The organism is Arthrobacter sp. TmtSoilC51 (assembly GCF_055388015.1).
In genome coordinates, this window is sequence record NZ_AP035877.1 from 4250782 (window position 1) to 4266822 (window position 16041).

Sequence of the window (16041 nt, forward strand, 5' to 3'; positions counted from 1 at the left end):
TTCTCAGCCGCGTTCGATGTTGCTGAGCTCCCGCAGGACCCCAACCTTGCCGTCGGTATCCTGAACCAGGAATTCGTGGCCACGGTCCTCCAGTGCGAGGACCCAACCTCCTGGCTCAATGGTGAAGGCCGGAGCACCCGTCCGTTCGTCATATGCGGTTCGGGGCTGGGCTACGGCAAACCAAAAGGCTTCGTAGGCGGGCGAGGAGTCGGAATCATCCGAACGGCTGGACGGATCAACGGTGGCGCCAATGGAGTCGCTGACCGTGCGCGTATCCGCAGACACGATGGGCGTGGCCATAGTGGCAGCCCATGCACGCTCATTAGCGGGCTGCGCGGCACTTGGCTGCTGGGCTGCGGGCTGCTGGGCAGGCTGCGCGGCACTTGGCTGCTGCGGGTGCTGGCTCGTGGCGGGTGCCTGTGCCGGTGACCGCCTTTCTCCAGGTTCACTCACGAGAACGTCGGGCTCGGCAGGCGAAGGCTCGGCGTGCGCAGCCGGGGCTGAGGCTGGGGCAGCAGGTGCGGGGGCGGCAGCCTGGGGTTCCGCAGCAGGCTTGCCGTCAGCCGGGTGCACGACGGCGGGGTGCACGACGGCGGGGCCACCAGTGGGCGCCGGAGCAACGGGCTCGGACGTGGCTGGCGGAGCATATGGGCTGGCGCTGGAAGGACCTGCACCCGGTGCCTGATAACCCGGCGCCTCGTACCCCTGCGCACCCGGAGCCTGGTATCCCCGCGCCTGTGAGCCGGGCGCCTGGGGGCCTTGCGCCTGGTACGCCGGCGTCGAGGGTCCGGTGGACGGCTTGGTCGCCTTAGGTTCTTTGGGAGGCTTGGGAGCAGCGGGCTTGCGGGTGGGAATCGCGGCTTGGCGGGCTACAACGTGGGCCGGAGTTTCCGGGCGACCCTTGAAATCGGCCGACAACCACGGCAGGTGCGGGGCCAAAACGGTGCCCGCCAGCAAGGCCACGGAACCTACCAACCCCAGCAGGACACTGCCGTTGAAGGAATCGACGATTGTCAGGAAGAACAGCGCCACCGCGAAGGCAGCGGTCACTGAAGCGAACTGGTCAATCGAGAGCGAGCCAACGCGGACGATTGTCCCCGGCTGCAACCGACGGGCGATGAACAACGCCACCACCACCAACGGCAGGATGATCCCCAGGAGCAGGAAGAAAAGGCTGCCCACGTTCCAAAGATTGAAACGACCACCGAACATTGGCAGGAGCGATGCGATGAACATCAGGAGTGCGGAACCGAAAACCGTGAGGTCCCGGATGGTGAAAGGGCCGGCGACGGCGTCGTATTTGGTGGGCGCGCCTGACGCGGGATTCGATGCAGTGGTGGCACCGGCGTCGTGCGCCTTTCCAGCCGCAGTGTCCGGTCCCGTCGGATGTGAGTCGTGCGGGCCTGGGCTCAGCTGGTTCATCTATTTCTCCTTCGTACGGCGGCGCCTTGGACAATCCGGACCGGTATTCTCCGCGTGCTTCCACGGAAAACCGGACACACCTGAAGATGCGTCCCAAGACTTATTCAGCCTATGCCACCCCACTGACAGTCTTCTAGCTGAAAACGGCCAAGCTGCTCCGTCCACAGCAAACTCCAAGGTGCCTTACAGTTCCGGGCCGCCTTACAGCCAAGCAACGGCAGCTGCCGTAATGTAAACGGTTCCTGACGGTCCAACCCGCCATTCGTCGCCGAATCCGTACCGCTCGCTGACCGTTTTGTGACCACGCACACGTAGGACCTCCCGAAGCGATAGGGTTGAAGGCGGACAGCACTCTGCGGATCCTCCGCGCGGGACGCACAAGGCCGGTTAACGGCTGGGGTGCGCATCCTGCAGGCGGCGTCCGCGGCGGCAAAGATCGATGAATAATGAGGTTCACCATGTCCCAGGACACCCCCGGATCCACGGCCACCGCTGCAGCTTCAACTGCTCACAACGGTGACGCCCCACACGTCGAGGCCCTCGAGAATCTTCTTCACGAGAACCGCAAGTTCGCGCCGTCGGCAGAGTTCGCCGCCAATGCCGTGGCCACCGCAGATGTTTACAAAGAGGCCGAAGCGGACCGTCCCGCGTTCTGGGCCAAGCGGGCCCGTGAACTGCTGACCTGGGACAAAGACTTCACCGAGGCCCTTGATTGGTCCAACCCGCCGTTCGCCAAGTGGTTCGTGGGCGGTGAGGTCAACGCTGCGTACAACGCGCTGGACCGGCACGTGGAAAACGGCTTGGGCGATCGCGTCGCCATTTACTTCGAAGGTGAACCCGGCGACACCCGCACTTACACCTACGCGGAGCTGACCGAAGAGGTCAAGAAGGCCGCCAATGCGTTCGAGTCGCTCGGTGTTGCCAAGGGTGACCGCGTGGCCGTGTACCTGCCCATGATTCCCGAAGCCGTCATCACGCTGCTGGCCTGCGCCAGGATCGGGGCCGTGCACTCGGTCGTGTTCGGTGGATTCTCCGCTGACGCGTTGCGTTCCCGGATCGAGGACGCCGAAGCCAAGCTCGTTGTCACCGCCGATGGCACCTACCGCCGCGGCAAGCCCAGCGCGCTGAAGCCCGCCGTAGACGAAGCCCTGTCCAAAGCGGGTCACACTGTGAACAACGTCGTGGTGGTCAAGCGCAACGGCGAGGACGTCAACTGGGTAGAAGGCCGCGACCTCTGGTGGAGCGACACGGTGGATAAAGCCTCCACCGAGCACACCGCCGTCGGGCATGACTCCGAGCACCCGCTGTTCATCCTCTACACCTCCGGTACCACCGGCAAGCCCAAGGGCATCCTGCACACCACCGGCGGCTACCTCACCCAGACCGCGTACACGCACAAGGCCGTGTTCGACCTCCACCCGGAAACGGACGTGTACTGGTGCACCGCCGACGTCGGATGGGTCACCGGCCACTCCTACGTCGCCTACGCACCGCTGATCAACGGCGCCACCCAGGTCATGTACGAAGGCACTCCGGACTCCCCGCACCAGGGCCGCTGGTGGGAAATCGTGGAGAAGTACAAAGTCTCCATCCTGTACACCGCCCCCACGGCCATCCGCACGTTCATGAAGTGGGGACGGGAGATCCCGGGCAAGTACGATCTTTCCTCCATCCGTGTGCTGGGCTCCGTGGGCGAGCCCATCAACCCCGAAGCGTGGATGTGGTACCGCGAAGTCATCGGCGGCAACGCCGGCAAGAATGGCGAACGCAAGGAGCACCCCGCCCCGATCGTGGACACCTGGTGGCAGACCGAAACCGGCGCGCAAATGATCGCCCCGCTGCCCGGCGTCACCGCCACCAAGCCCGGCTCCGCACAGGTTCCGCTGCCCGGCATCGCCGTGGACGTGGTGGACGAAACCGGGGAGTCCGTGGCCAACGGCGAAGGCGGCTACCTCGTGGTCCGTGAACCGTGGCCATCCATGCTCCGCGGCATCTGGGGGGATCCGGAGCGCTTCAAGGACACCTACTGGTCCCGGTTCGAAGCCATGTACTTCGCCGGCGACGGCGCCAAGAAGGACGAAGACGGCGACGTCTGGCTCCTGGGCCGCGTGGACGACGTCATGAACGTCTCCGGCCACCGCCTCTCCACCACAGAGATCGAGTCCGCCCTCGTCTCGCACCCCTCCGTCGCCGAAGCGGCCGTGGTCGGTGCCGCTGACGAGACTACTGGCCAGGCCATCGTCGCGTTCGTCATCCTTCGCGGTGACGCCGTGAACAACGGTGAGGAGACCATCCTGGAACTCCGCAACCACGTGGGCAAGGAAATCGGCCCGATCGCCAAGCCCAAGCAACTACTCATCGTCCCGGAACTGCCCAAGACCCGCTCCGGCAAAATCGTCCGGCGCCTCCTGAAAGACATCGCAGAAGGCCGGGACACCGGCGACGCCACCACCCTGGCCGACCCCGGCATCATGACCCAGATCGCGGAGTCCCTCCGCAAGTAATTAGTTCACGACGGCGCCGCTCCCTTCCGAGGCGAGCGGCGCCGTCGTGCATTCAAGCGTGTTGCATGACGACGCCGCGACCGCATTTGCCACCCGGCAGCAGCAACGCGTCCTAGACTGGAGCCAGAATCAGCCTCATGTTTGATGAGGCTCTCCAGAAAGGCCCTGATGCTTCAGGCAGCACGCCACTCCGCCATCATCGATGCCGTCCAGCGCGAGCGCGTTGTCCGGGTATCGGACCTCGCCCAGTTGTTGGGAGTCTCTCCCATGACGGTGAGGCGCGATATCGAAGCCCTCGAGGAAACCGGCCGGGTGGAACGCATCCACGGCGGGGCCAAACTTCCCGGCGATGCCAGCACTCATGAGCCTGGCTTCGAGCTCAAGTCCACCCAGCTGACGGCGGAAAAACACGCCATTGCGGTCGAGGCTGCCTCGCTTGTCCAGGAAGGCATGGCGATTGGCCTGAGCGCCGGAACCACCACGTGGGCGCTGGCGCAGGAGCTCGTCCATGGTCCCCGAATCACCGTGGTCACCAACTCCGTACGGATCGCCGATCTCTTCCACCACGGATCTTCATCAGGGCCGGCCCGGTTCGGCTCCACCGTGATCCTGATTGGTGGCGAGCGCACGCCATCGGACGCACTAGTGGGGCCGATCGCCACGTCCTCACTAAAGCAGCTTCATCTGGATGTCCTGTTCCTGGGTGTCCACGGTATGGACGCACAGGCCGGTTTCACAACTCCCAACCTGCTCGAGGCCGAAACGGACCGGGCATTCATGGCATCGGCCCGCAGCACTGTGGTCCTGGCCGACTACAGCAAGTGGGGCGTTGTTGGCATAGCCTCCATTGCCCAGTTGGAAGAAGCCGACGAGCTCATCACTGATTCGAACCTGGGTGAAGATGCCCGCCGCGTGCTCGCCGAGAACGTTGCGAAGCTGAGGATCGCGGAGGCGTAGGCTCTCATACCTTGGGTGGAGTCGGGCCCCCGGAGTTCAACCAGTGGACTGACGCCGGGGGATGGGGCCTTTGGGGATGCTGGATTTATGAACGCCATCCTCCACGCTCAGCAACTCACCAAGCACTACCCCGGCAGCATCGCCCTGGACCACGTCGACTTCACAGCGAACGCGGGCGAGTCCATTGCCATCATCGGGCCATCGGGTTCCGGTAAGACCACCCTTCTTCACTGCCTCGCCGGGATCTTGAGGCCCGACGCCGGTGCCGTCACCTTGGGCTCGGCCGCCGGGCCCCTCCGCTTGGATTCCCTCGGAGATGGGGCGCTTTCCCGCCTCCGCCGGGAGGAATTCGGTTTCGTCTTCCAGCAGGGCATGCTGCTGCCGGAACTGACTGCCGTGGAGAACGTCGCCCTGGCGCTCATGCTGAACGGCACCGACCGCACTACGGCCGAAACCCGCGCCGCAGAGTGGCTCGGTGCCCTTGGACTGGCAGGAATGGAACAGCGCCGGCTGGGCGAGCTCTCCGGCGGGCAAGTCCAACGCGTCGCCATCGCCCGTGCCCAAGTCACTGGTGCCCGGGTTGTGTTTGCGGATGAACCCACGGGCGCCCTGGATTCGGCAACGTCCAACGAAGTCCTGGACGTGCTGCTTGGCTCGGTTGCAGCCAATGGGCGGACCCTGCTGGTTGTGACGCACGATCCCAACGTGGCCGCACGCTGCCAACGCGTAGTGGAGTTGCGCGACGGAAGGATCGTGGCGGACAGCGGCACCGCGGTTGCCGCTCCTGTCGAGGCGGCTCCCGCGACCACCAGTTTCAAGGGAGCCTTCAATGTCTAGCCTCAGCATGGCCCTGCGGCTCACGCCCTATCTCGCCCGGAGCAACAGCATCCGCGAAGCCGGCCTGCACCAACCCAGACTGCGCGACGCAGGGTTGCCGATCCTCGCGTTTGGGACGGTCACCGCGCTGCTGCTCACCGTGGCGGGCGGTTCACAGGTTTTCTGGTCCTGGTCCGACGATATCGCCGGCACCTACCAAGCCTTGGCCGTCGTCGCCGTGGTCCTGCTCGTCATTCCGTTGCTGACGCTCGGCGCGTCAGCGGCGCGACTTGCCGCCCGGCGTCGTGATGACCGTTTAGCGTCCCTCCGCCTGCTGGGCGCCAATAGCGCAACGGTCGTCTGGATGACCGTTATTGAATCGACCGTCCTGGCTGCTGTCGGCGCTGTGGCGGGCGCGGGGCTGTACGCCTGCGCGGCACCGTTCCTCGGGCTGCTCCAGTTCCGTGGCCAAGCGATCGGCAGTCACGCGTGGTTGTCAGTGCCGTCCATCCTGGCCTGCATCCTGGCGGTCTGCCTGCTTGCCGCAACGAGCGCGGCGCTTGGCTTGCGCAAGGTGGTGGTAACGCCGCTTGGCGTCCGGACCAGGCAAACGGCCGACGGCGCGCACTGGGTCCGTGGGCTCATCGCGGCTGTGGTGGTGGTTTTCGGAGTAGTGGCCATGGGCATGCTCAGCAGCTTTGGCGCATTCATTGTGATCATCGCCGTCATGGGTGGCTGCTTTGGCCTGGCACTGCTGGCGCTGAACCTCATGGGTCCTTGGATCCTGCGGTTGCGGGCGTCCGCGCAGCTCAAGCGGGCCAAGCGGCCCGAACAACTGCTGGCAGCACGGACCGTGCTGGAGAGTCCCAAGGAATCGTGGCGACAGGTTGGGGGCGTCGCGATGACCAGTTTCGTGGGAGTGCTCGTGGGCGTCGGCATGGCCGTGGCTGACACGATGGGCGGGAGCCCGGCGGATGAAACCACGCTGCTCGTCCGCGATATCAACACTGGGGTAATGATCACCCTGTTGGGCTCGTTCTTGATGGTGGCGTGTTCCGCCGGCGTGAACCAGGCCGCGGCCGTGCTCGATCGTGCCGCGAGCATTGTGGCACTGGACCGTGTGGGGATGCCGCCGAAAGTCATGGTGGCTGCGCGCGTCAAGGCTGTGATGTCACCGCTGTTCCTGGTGGCCGGAATCTCCTCAGCCGCTGCAGGTGTACTGGTTCTGCCGTTGGCGGGCCCTGCCTTCTTGACCAAGCCCGTGGTTTTCCTGACCGTCGGGGGAGTTTTTGCGGCCGGATTTCTGCTGGTCCGGCTGGCCATCGCCGCTGGCACCGCCCAGATCAGCCAGGTACTTGCCCGTCCCGAACGCTACGCCAACATGGACTCATAGCCCCCGGTCGCTCTCTCACATCCGGACGCATTTCAGGCGATGCTCTCTCACATCCGGACGCCTTTCAGAGCGATGCTCTCTCACATCCGGACGCCTTTCAGGCGATGCACTCTCACATCCGGACGCCTTTCAGGCGATGCACTCTCACATCCGGACGCCTTTCAGGCGATGCGCTCTCACATCCAAGCCCAACCCGGCAGGATGTGAGAGAACATCCGCGCCAACCCGGCAGGATGTGAGAGAGCATCCGCGCCAACCCGGCAGGATGTGAGAGAGAACTTTGGAAGCCTACGTGCAGCCGCAGGACTGGCGCACGATCAACTCGGTGGGCAGGATGCTGTGCTGCAGTGCCTCGCCCCGGCCCTCCCCCACCAGCGCCCGAACGGCGGCTTCAGCCATGGCCTCCACGGGTTGCGCCACGGTGGTCAACGCCGGCCAACTGTATTCGGAATCAAGGGAACCGTCGAAGGACACCAAGGCCATGTCATCAGGCACCCGAACGCCCGCCTCGTGGAGGGCGCGGAGGATTCCGATGGCCTGCATGTCGTTGCTGGCAAAGATCGCAGTGGGCCGATTGGCCATGGCGAGGAAACGCTTGCCTACCTCGTAGCCGCCCGGCCGGGTGAATTCGCCGTGGAGCATGGGGCCATCCGGCAGTCCTGCGCCACGCAAAGTTCTAAGCCAGCCCACTTCACGTCCGTCGAGTTGGTTGCCTGTATTTGTTCCGATGGCCAGTCCGATGTTTGTGTGGCCATGGCCTATGAGGTGCTCGACAGCTGCGCGCGCGCCTGCTTCAAGGTCCACGCCAACGCTGGTAAATCCCGGGGGCGAACCGGCATTGTTCAGCAACACGGACGGGATTTCCGAGGCTTCAAGGTCTGTCAGATCGGGATCGAACACGCAGCTTGCCAGGAACACTCCGTCCACTTGCCGTGCGGCCAGGTTGCGGATGTTCTGCCGCTCCTTGGCCAGGCTGCCGCCTGAGTTGGTGAGAACCATGCCGTACCCAAGTTCTGCCGCAGCATCTTCAACAGCGTGGGCGAGCTGCGAGAAGAAGGGATTGGTGTTGTCCGGAACAATCACGCCGACGGTTTCGCTTGAGCCGAGCTTCAGCGCCCGGGCCGCAGCGTTGGGACGGTAGCCCAGGATACGGATGGCGTCGCGCACTTTGGCTTCCGTCGTCGGGGCCACGTTCTTGGGCCCCCCGTTCACTACGTAACTCACGACGGCGGTACTCACCCCGGCGTACCGGGCCACGTCCTTGCGTGTTACCGGTCCGCGCGGGGTTTGTACTGCCGAAGTTGTCATGAGGTAAATGCTAGCTATTCCGAGGGGGCGTCGCCGAAGTCGCGGATAGGAAGGCGTTCGCCACCGCGGAGGGCGGATTCATGGGCGACGATTCCGGGCAAGGTGAACCGGGCCGCAACCCAAGCGTTCACGGGCGGCAAGGTCCGGTTGTTGACCGCAGTGACAAAGTCGTCCACCAGGAATTGGTGGCTGCCTTCATGGCCATTGGGTGCCCCGAGGAATTCTTCCGGAAGCCGTGACTGGTCGTGCACGGGTGCCAGGCCCGAGATGAAGGCGTCCCGCAGTTCGGGTGCGACGTCCGCGAGGGACGGGTCATCTGCGGACATGGTTGGCTTGGTCTCCACTTGCTCAGACACGTCCTGCACAGAAGATTTGTCCTGCCACACCGTGGTGGTTGCCAGTTGCTCGAAACTGGCTTCGGTGCCAAAGAAGCGGAAGCGGGATTCACGCAGGTGCGAGGGGTAGCCGACCCGGCGCATCTCATTGGTGCGCATCGCACCGCCGTCGTTCATTTCGAACAAGGCAGTAGCATTCGAGAAATCGTTGGCGAACATACTGACGTCTTTATCGAAGACGCCATCTCCGCGATCGTCCTTAACCCCAATGCAACTGACGCTGACCGCGTGGGCTGGCACTGCGCCGAGTACACCACCGATAGCGTGCGTCGGATACAGCATGGGCGGATAGCTCGCCGTTTCCTTCCATCGTTCGCCACCGCTGTACTGGTAGGCCTCGTAGAAACCCAAGTCCATGTCGTGGACGTAGTCGCCTTCGGTGTAGAAGATCCGGCCAAACTTCCCGGCAGCATGCTGTTGCCTGGCGAAGACCGTTGCGGGGTTGTAGTAGCTGGTCTCACCCATGGCATAAACAAGCTTGGTTTCCCGCACGGCCTGTATGATCCGTTCGATTTCTTCTTCGGAGATCGCCATCGGGACGGCTGAATACACGTGCTTGCCCGCTCGAAGGGCCCGCTCGACGAGGGGTCCGTGAGTCCACCGTTGCGTGAAGATGGCGACAGCATCGACGTCGGACTCCAGGAGTTCCTCAAAACTTCCCAACACACCATCAAGGCCCCAGCGTTCCTGAGCCGCTGCGGCACGCTCGGGTAGTTCATCCACCGCGTAAACGGCACTGACCCCGGGGTGGAGCTTGAAGAGGTGCGCGAACTGGCTGCCGAACTGCCCGACACCTAGAACACCGATCGAAAACGTCATCGTTTGCCTTCCTTGAAGCTGACTCGGCAGCAGTTGTAGTGGCCCCTCAGTGGGCTCGCTTGAGTCTTTCACTACGATCTACACGAGTCAACAAATTGGATATAAACGAACAAATATTCCCAAAAAGCTTGATTCCTTCGGATCTACTCGTGTAGATTCTAGTCCAGTTGTTACCCCCATCACAGTCAGGAAAGGGTCGACGATGACCACGCTAACCAAGCAACCGGGCAACGCCGCACGGCGCTCAGCCAGGAACCTCCTAGGCCGGCAACCCCGCAAGCTGAAACCTGCCAAGCGCAGCATGACAAGCCGCCTCGGTGACCTGAAGATCGCACTCTTCTTCATCTTCCCCGCCGTGATCGGCTTCGTGGCGTTCTTTCTGATCCCCACAATTCGCGGCATCTACCTCAGCTTCACTGAGTACAGCATCCTGGGCGAACCCACCTGGATCGGGTTGGAGAACTACACCGCGATCTTCGCCGACGAACTGTTCTGGAACGCCATGGGGGTGACAATCCAGTACGTTGTCCTGAACATCGGCTTCCAGACGGTGATCGCGCTGGGCCTCGCACTTCTAATGCACCGGGTGGCCAAATCCACGTTCATCCGAGGCGCACTCCTGCTGCCCTTCCTGGTGGCCAACGTCATCGTCGCCCTGCTGTGGTTCTGGATGCTGGACTACCAGCTGGGCATCGTCAACGAGATCATGAGCTGGGTGGGCCTCCCCCGCGTCGCCTTCTTCGGCAGTGAGCAATGGGCGATTCCCACCATCGCTTTCGTGAACGTATGGCGCCACATGGGGTACACGGCCCTCCTGATCTTCGCCGGCCTCCAAGCCATCCCGAACCACCTGTATGAGGTAGCAAACCTCGACGGCGCGTCCCCGGCCCGGACGTTCTGGAGCGTCACCATGCCGCTGCTGCGCCCCGTGTTGGTACTGGTGCTCGTGGTCACCGTGATCGGTTCCTTCCAAGTCTTTGACACTGTTGCCGTGACAACCAACGGTGGACCCGTCAACGCCTCCCGCGTGATCCAGATGTACATCTACCAAAAAGCCTTCGGCGAATCCGATTTCGGCTACGCCTCCGCATTGTCCGTGATCCTGTTCGTCATTCTCGCCCTGGTGGCCTTCGTGCAAATGAAGTTCCTCAAGGGCAACGAATCGGACCTGGACTAAGCCGGATTTGGAATAAGGAGAGCCGCCATGACCACCTCAACCGCACCCCGCAAGAATGCCTCCCGCCAGAATTCCCGGAGCTCCGGTTTGTCCCCCAAGAAGCCCATCAATTGGCGCCGGGTTGGCGCCTGGGTGCTGGTCGCCGTCGCCGTCGCCGTGACCATTGCCCCGTTCCTTTGGATGCTGCGGACTGCCCTGTCCAGCAACAGTGCGCTCGCATCAAACGCCGGAAACCTCCTCCCGGCCGACTTCAGCTGGGGCGCGTTCAAGCGCGTACTGGGGTTGCAGACCACCGAGGAAGCCATCGCCGACGGCGGCTCCGGCGCCGCCATCAATTTCTGGCTCTACCTCCGCAACTCCATCATCTTCGCCACGGTTACCACCGCAGGCCAGGTGTTCTTCAGTGCGATGGCCGCCTACGCATTCTCCCGGCTGCGCTGGCCGGGACGAAACAAGGTGTTCGCCGTCTTCCTGACCACCATGATGGTCCCGCCGATCTTCACCGCGCTGCCCAACTTCCTCATGATCAAGAACCTTGGCCTGCTCAACACCATGGCGGGAATGTCCCTGCCATTCCTGTTCATGACCCCGTTCGCCATCTTCTTCCTGCGCCAGTTCTTCCTGAGCATGTCCCGTGAGGTAGAGGAAGCGGCAATGCTGGATGGCGCCAAGCACCTCAGGATCTTCTTCCAGATCGTGCTCCCCAACGCCGCCGCACCCATCGCCACCCTGGCCCTGCTGACCTTCATCGGGCAGTGGAACGAATATTTCTGGCCACTGCTGGTGGGCCAGGACGAGAACGTCCGCGTCCTCACCGTGGGGCTCAGCGTCTTCAAGTCCCAGTCCCCACAGGGCGCCCTCGACTGGTCCGGGCTCATGGCCGGAACGCTCGTTGCAGCGCTGCCCATCTTCCTTCTGTTCATTGCCTTCGGCAAGAAGGTAGTCAACTCCATCGGATTCTCCGGAATCAAGTAGTCCCCCCCTTGAAAAGTCCTGAAGTCACCCTGAAAGGTTCGTCATGAAGAAAACCCTCGGCGTCGCCGCTGCTGCCGCCGCCATCGCCCTAACAATGTCCGCCTGTGGCGGCTCCGCCCCTGCTTCCTCCGAGGCCAAGGGAGAAATCAACTACTGGCTCTGGGACGCCAACCAGCTCCCCGCCTACCAACAGTGCGCGGACGATTTCACCAAGGCCAACCCGGACATCAAGGTCAAGATCACCCAGCGCGGCTGGGACGATTACTGGACCACCCTGACCAACGGCTTCGTTGCTGGAACAGCGCCGGACGTCTTCACGGACCACCTCTCCAAATATCCTGAATACGCCGCGAAGAAGCAGCTTCTGTCATTGGACGAGGCCGTGGAGAAGGACGGGATCAAGCTCGACGCGTACACCAAGGGCCTTCCGGAGCTCTGGGTGGGCCAGGACGGCAAGCGCTACGGCCTGCCGAAGGACTGGGACACCGTTGGCCTGTTCTACAACAAGGCGATGACTGACGCCGCAGGTATCAGCGCGGAGCAGATGGCCAACCTTGACTGGAACCCTAAGGACGGCGGCACCTACGAAAAGACGATCGCGCACTTGACCGTGGACAAGAACGGCAAGCGCGGGGATGAGGCAGGTTTCGACAAGAACAACGTAGCCACGTACGGATTGGGCTTGACCGGTAGCGGCTCCGGTCAAGGCCAGACGGAGTGGAGCTTCCTCACGGCGACCACCGGCTGGAGCTCGACCGACAAGAACCCCTGGGGCAGCAAATTCAACTACGACGATCCCCGCTTCCAGGAAACCATCGCATGGTGGGCCGGCTTGGTGGACAAGGGTTACATGCCCAAGCTTGAGACCACTGTTGGAGCCAGCATGCCGGACAGCTTCGGCGCAGGAAAGGCCGCGATCAACACCAACGGTGACTGGTTGATCGGCCAGTACAAAACGTACAAGGGCATCGAGACCGCCTTTGCGCCAACACCCAAGGGCCCCAACGGTAAGCGTGCCAGCATGTTCAATGGCCTGGCTGACTCCATCTGGGCCGGCACCAAGAACCCTGCCGCCAGCGTGAAGTGGGTGGAGTACCTCGGCTCCACTGCCTGCCAGGACGTTGTAGCCAGCAAGGCCGTAGTCTTCCCTGCCATCAGCAGCTCTTCGGAAATCGCCGCCAAGGCCTTCGCCGACAAGGGCACCGACGTTTCCGCCTTCACCACACACGTGAAGGAGGGCACCACGTTCCTCTTCCCGATCGCGGACAAGGCTGCAAAGGTCGATGGCATCATGAAGCCCGCCATGGATGCAGTGCTCTCCGGCAAGAAGCCTGCGTCTTCATTGACGGAAGCCAACAACCAGGTGAACGCCCTCTTCAAGTAAAACGTCCCGTTGTGAGGCCTGCCCTGCGCGAATAAATACCCATTCGGGCCGCAAAGCAGGCCTCACAAGTCCACCCAGCGCCCCACCCGCCATCTTTGAAAGCGACTCAACCCATGCACCCGCTCCATCTCCGTTCCGCCGGTACCAGCCTGGTGATCAGCACTCACCGAGGAGAGGCCGAAATATCCCACTGGGGAGCAGACCTGGGCGACGCCCTTCCCGACCTTTCCATCCTTAATGAGCCCATCCCTCCCTCTGCAATCGATGCCAACGTACCCGCAGGACTCCTCCCCCAGGCCTCCTCCTCGTGGCAAGGCCGGACGGGGTTGCGCGGACACCGTTTCACGGACGGCGTCCCCGGCTACGACTTCTCTGTACGGCTGCGCGTGGTGAGTGCGACGGCGGACGGCAGCGCCGCCGTCGGGTCGGCCGAAGACGGGTCGTCAGCGGTGATCGTTCAGTCAGATCCCGACGCCGGTATCACCGTCACGAGCAACCTCACCTTGCACCCGGGCGGGCTGTTGGAACTGCGGCACACAGTGACCAACGACGCCACGTCGCCCTTCCAAGTGGATGAATTGGCAACGATGCTCCCGGTGGCGCCGGACGCCGTCGAGCTTTTGGACCTCACTGGCCGCTGGTGCCGCGAACGGCACCCACAACGCAGGGCCATCCAGCAAGGAACCTGGGTCCGCACTGGCCGGCATGGCCGCACCGGACACGATTCCTCGCTGCTGCTCGCGGCCGGAACCGCAGGCTTTGGCAACCGGCAGGGCAAGGTCTGGGCCACACACTTGGCGTGGAGCGGAAACCACGAGCAATTCGCTGACAACGTGGCCGATGGCCGAACAATGATCGGCGGGTCCGAACTCCTTGGTCCCGCAGAAGTAGTGCTGCAGCCCGGTGAAAGCTACACGACGCCTGCGTTGTTTGCCGCCTACTCGGACCGCGGTCTGGACGGCATCAGTGAAGCCTTCTACAGCTGGTTCCGCTCCCGCCCGCATCACGTGGACGTCGCTGGAAAGCCGCGGCCAGTTGTCCTCAACACCTGGGAAGCGGTGTACTTCGACCACAACCTGGAGACCCTGATCGAGCTGGCTGAGTCCGCCGCGGACCTTGGCGTTGAGCGGTTCGTGCTCGACGACGGGTGGTTCCGGGGACGCCGCGACGACCACGCAGGGCTGGGCGATTGGTACGTGGATGAGGCAGTCTGGCCTTCAGGCCTGACACCCCTGATTGATGCGGTGACCTCCCGCGGGATCGAGTTCGGGCTGTGGGTTGAACCGGAAATGGTGAACCTCGATTCCGACATCGCCCGCGCACATCCCGAGTGGATCGTTGGGCCATCTGCCCTGTCATTCAAGGACGGAGGCCGGCTGCCGCTTGAATGGCGACACCAGCACATCATCGACCTCGTGAACCCCGAGGCCTGGCAGTACATTTTTGATCGTATGGACACCCTGCTGCGGGAAAACAACATCAGCTATCTCAAATGGGACCAAAACCGGGACCTCGTGGAGCACGGCCATGCGGGCCGTTCGTCGGTGCATGAACAAACCCTTGCCGCCTACCGGCTCCTCGATGCCCTCCGCGCAGCGCACCCGGGTGTCGAGATCGAGAGTTGCTCCTCCGGCGGCGCACGAGTGGACCTCGGGATCCTGGAACGCACCGACCGGATCTGGGCCTCGGACTGCAACGACGCCCTGGAGCGGCAAACCATCCAGCGCTGGACCGGCATTGTGGTACCCCCGGAGTTGGTGGGCGGGCACATTGGACCCACCACCTCGCACACCACGGCCCGCACGCATGATTTGTCGTTCCGCGCGATCACGGCACTGTTCGGGCACTTCGGCATGGAATGGGACATCCGCGAAGTCCAGGGAGCTGAGCGCGAAGAACTCAAGCGCTTTATCGCCCTCTACAAGGAGCACCGGGGGTTGATCCACAGCGGAAAAATGGTGCGGGCAGATGTGCCGGACGAGTCGATGATGCTGCACGGTGTTGTGGCCGACGCCGGAGTGCACGACGACGGTACTGCAGTGGGCGCCACGGCAGCCCTCTTCGCCGTGGTCAAGACCAGGACTGGTTTTGCGGAGCAGCCCGGACGTGTAGCCATTCCGGGGCTGGAAGCCTCCCGTTCCTATCGCGTGGAAGCGATCTTCCCGACCCCGGTGGATGCCGACTACGGGCACACGGTCATCGAGGCTCAGCCGGTTGCCTGGCTGGCCAACGGTGCTGTGGCAACGGGACGTTTCCTGGGTGAGGTGGGACTGCCCATGCCCGTGTTGAACCCCGAGCACGCGCTTTTGCTGCGGTTCACAGCCCTCTAACCTTCTCTCACATCCCAAGGGCTTCCCGGGAATCCTCAATCACATCCCAACGGGTTCCCGGGAATCCTCAATCACATCCGCCGAACTACGCCGTTTCAGCCAGGTAGTCGATGGCCAGCTTGTACCCAAGCACGCCCGCGCCCACGATGATCGCGTTGCACACGCCGGACAAGTACGAGTGGTGCCGGAACTCTTCGCGCTGATGAACGTTGGTGATGTGTACTTCGACGGCGGGCAGCTGAACTGCGGCGAGGGCGTCACGAAGTGCCACTGACGTGTGTGTGAAGGCACCGGCATTGATGACGATTCCCGCCGCGGTTCCGCGCGCTGCATGGATGGCGTCGAGGAGGTCCCCTTCGTGGTTGGACTGAACGCAGTCCACCGTGAAGCCGTGGGCGGCCGCAGCTGACATGGCAAGCTGCTCGACGTCGGCGAGCGTGGAAGTCCCGTACTTCTCGGGCTCCCTGGTTCCCAAAAGGTTAAGGTTCGGTCCGTTGATCACAAGGATGGTGCCGCGACCAGATTCGGTGGCGGGGGTGGCTTCAGTCATGGCTCCCAATC

Annotated in this window: 12 protein-coding genes; 8 read left to right on the forward strand and 4 right to left on the reverse strand. The window is 63.2% G+C overall.

Translation table 11 applies throughout. The annotated features are described in order from the left end of the window. Positions 1–3: 3 nt before the first annotated feature. Positions 4–1422 (reverse strand): hypothetical protein, encoded by a 1419-nt coding sequence (locus tag ACZ5G6_RS19390; protein WP_498687401.1) that lies wholly within the window; start codon positions 1420–1422, stop codon positions 4–6. 458 nt (positions 1423–1880) lie between these two features. Between ACZ5G6_RS19390 and acs the strand changes: the two genes are divergently transcribed. From acs to ACZ5G6_RS19410, 4 genes are all read left to right on the forward strand, one after another. Next, positions 1881–3926, forward strand: a complete 2046-nt coding sequence (acs, locus tag ACZ5G6_RS19395) for an acetate--CoA ligase (protein WP_498687403.1) — start codon at positions 1881–1883, stop codon at positions 3924–3926. 168 nt (positions 3927–4094) lie between these two features. Continuing rightward, positions 4095–4883: a DeoR/GlpR family DNA-binding transcription regulator gene (locus ACZ5G6_RS19400; protein WP_498687406.1), complete on the forward strand. Its 789-nt coding sequence runs from the start codon at positions 4095–4097 to the stop codon at positions 4881–4883. 87 nt (positions 4884–4970) lie between these two features. Beyond that, complete coding sequence (locus ACZ5G6_RS19405) at positions 4971–5720, forward strand: ABC transporter ATP-binding protein (RefSeq protein ID WP_498687408.1); 750 nt, start codon at positions 4971–4973, stop codon at positions 5718–5720. Then, complete coding sequence (locus ACZ5G6_RS19410) at positions 5713–7092, forward strand: FtsX-like permease family protein (protein ID WP_498687410.1); 1380 nt, start codon at positions 5713–5715, stop codon at positions 7090–7092. Before ACZ5G6_RS19405 ends, ACZ5G6_RS19410 begins: the two co-directional genes overlap by 8 nt. A 288-nt stretch (positions 7093–7380) precedes the next feature. Here ACZ5G6_RS19410 and ACZ5G6_RS19415 read toward each other — a convergent pair whose 3' ends face one another. Next, the gene (locus tag ACZ5G6_RS19415) at positions 7381–8400 is read right to left on the reverse strand and encodes a LacI family DNA-binding transcriptional regulator (protein ID WP_498687413.1); all 1020 of its coding nucleotides are present in this window, start codon (positions 8398–8400) and stop codon (positions 7381–7383) included. A 14-nt stretch (positions 8401–8414) separates the two neighbouring features. Beyond that, positions 8415–9614: a Gfo/Idh/MocA family protein gene (locus tag ACZ5G6_RS19420; protein WP_498687416.1), complete on the reverse strand. Its 1200-nt coding sequence runs from the start codon at positions 9612–9614 to the stop codon at positions 8415–8417. 202 nt (positions 9615–9816) lie between these two features. Between ACZ5G6_RS19420 and ACZ5G6_RS19425 the strand changes: the two genes are divergently transcribed. The 4 genes from ACZ5G6_RS19425 (at position 9817) to ACZ5G6_RS19440 (ending at position 15480) form a co-directional block, all read left to right on the forward strand. Continuing rightward, complete coding sequence (locus ACZ5G6_RS19425; RefSeq protein WP_498687418.1) at positions 9817–10791, forward strand: carbohydrate ABC transporter permease; 975 nt, start codon at positions 9817–9819, stop codon at positions 10789–10791. Between the two features lie 27 nt (positions 10792–10818). After that, positions 10819–11766 carry a carbohydrate ABC transporter permease gene (locus ACZ5G6_RS19430; protein WP_498687420.1) on the forward strand — a complete coding sequence of 316 codons (948 nt, stop codon included), beginning with the start codon at positions 10819–10821 and terminating at the stop codon, positions 11764–11766. Between the two features lie 43 nt (positions 11767–11809). Beyond that, complete coding sequence (locus ACZ5G6_RS19435) at positions 11810–13150, forward strand: ABC transporter substrate-binding protein (protein ID WP_498687422.1); 1341 nt, start codon at positions 11810–11812, stop codon at positions 13148–13150. Between the two features lie 113 nt (positions 13151–13263). Next, positions 13264–15480 (forward strand): alpha-galactosidase, encoded by a 2217-nt coding sequence (locus ACZ5G6_RS19440; protein ID WP_498687424.1) that lies wholly within the window; start codon positions 13264–13266, stop codon positions 15478–15480. An 85-nt stretch (positions 15481–15565) separates the two neighbouring features. Here ACZ5G6_RS19440 and aroQ read toward each other — a convergent pair whose 3' ends face one another. Beyond that, on the reverse strand, positions 15566–16030 hold the full coding sequence (gene aroQ / locus ACZ5G6_RS19445) for a type II 3-dehydroquinate dehydratase (protein WP_223934456.1): 465 nt from the start codon (positions 16028–16030) through the stop codon (positions 15566–15568). Positions 16031–16041: the final 11 nt, after the last annotated feature.

Bases quoted from the DNA above. Each gene is read 5' to 3' on its own strand.
- ACZ5G6_RS19430 (WP_498687420.1), top strand. From the start codon at position 10,819: ATGACCACCTCAACCGCACCCCGCAAGAATGCCTCCCGCCAGAATTCC.
- ACZ5G6_RS19435 (WP_498687422.1), top strand. From the start codon at position 11,810: ATGAAGAAAACCCTCGGCGTCGCCGCTGCTGCCGCCGCCATCGCCCTA.
- ACZ5G6_RS19440 (WP_498687424.1), top strand. From the start codon at position 13,264: ATGCACCCGCTCCATCTCCGTTCCGCCGGTACCAGCCTGGTGATCAGC.
- ACZ5G6_RS19405 (WP_498687408.1), top strand. From the start codon at position 4,971: ATGAACGCCATCCTCCACGCTCAGCAACTCACCAAGCACTACCCCGGC.
- ACZ5G6_RS19425 (WP_498687418.1), top strand. From the start codon at position 9,817: ATGACCACGCTAACCAAGCAACCGGGCAACGCCGCACGGCGCTCAGCC.
- ACZ5G6_RS19410 (WP_498687410.1), top strand. From the start codon at position 5,713: ATGTCTAGCCTCAGCATGGCCCTGCGGCTCACGCCCTATCTCGCCCGG.
- aroQ (WP_223934456.1), bottom strand. From the start codon at position 16,030: ATGACTGAAGCCACCCCCGCCACCGAATCTGGTCGCGGCACCATCCTT.
- acs (WP_498687403.1), top strand. From the start codon at position 1,881: ATGTCCCAGGACACCCCCGGATCCACGGCCACCGCTGCAGCTTCAACT.
- ACZ5G6_RS19415 (WP_498687413.1), bottom strand. From the start codon at position 8,400: ATGACAACTTCGGCAGTACAAACCCCGCGCGGACCGGTAACACGCAAG.
- ACZ5G6_RS19400 (WP_498687406.1), top strand. From the start codon at position 4,095: ATGCTTCAGGCAGCACGCCACTCCGCCATCATCGATGCCGTCCAGCGC.
- ACZ5G6_RS19420 (WP_498687416.1), bottom strand. From the start codon at position 9,614: ATGACGTTTTCGATCGGTGTTCTAGGTGTCGGGCAGTTCGGCAGCCAG.
- ACZ5G6_RS19390 (WP_498687401.1), bottom strand. From the start codon at position 1,422: ATGAACCAGCTGAGCCCAGGCCCGCACGACTCACATCCGACGGGACCG.